This is a genomic window from Bacillus sp. SIMBA_008 (assembly GCF_046535495.1).
GTDB classification, from domain to species: Bacteria; Bacillota; Bacilli; order Bacillales; family Bacillaceae; genus Bacillus; species Bacillus subtilis.
In genome coordinates this window covers 1-415 of record NZ_JAWRWL010000054.1, presented here as the reverse complement: position 1 = coordinate 415, position 415 = coordinate 1, and the positions used below count along the sequence as shown (strand labels likewise).

At 70.6% G+C, this 415-nt stretch carries 1 protein-coding gene; it reads right to left on the bottom strand.

Features of this window, described 5'->3' with window-relative positions; genetic code table 11:
* Positions 1 to 415, bottom strand: a 415-nt coding sequence (locus SB658_RS22060; protein ID WP_410602326.1) for an ROK family protein, incomplete at both ends; no start/stop codon positions are given.

Here is a 415-nt window from a genome sequence, read left to right as displayed (position 1 = left end):
CGGGGAGGATCTGACCGGCGACGTCGAACGCGACGCCGAGTCCGTTGCCGACCCAGAACAGGGCAAAGCTGCCGAGTTCCTCACCGGCCCCGACTGCGCGCTCGGCGACGGCCGCGACGTTGACGTCGTTCCACACGGACACGCGGATGCCGAGCTCGTCGGAGAGCGCTGTGACGACGTCCATGCGCGGCCAACCCGGCATGTCGTCGGTGAAGGAGAGGTCTCCGGTCGCCTCGTTGACGGCCGCCTGCACGCCGACGACGACCTCGCTCCCCGCCCCGCGCTCGATGCCGGCCGCGTCGCAGGCTGCAGCGCTCGCCTCGGACAGCTCCTCGGCGGCGGGAGTGCCCTCCCGTGGATGGGTGTTCTCAGCAATCGGATACTCGTTGCCGACCGCGTCCACGACGACGGATCG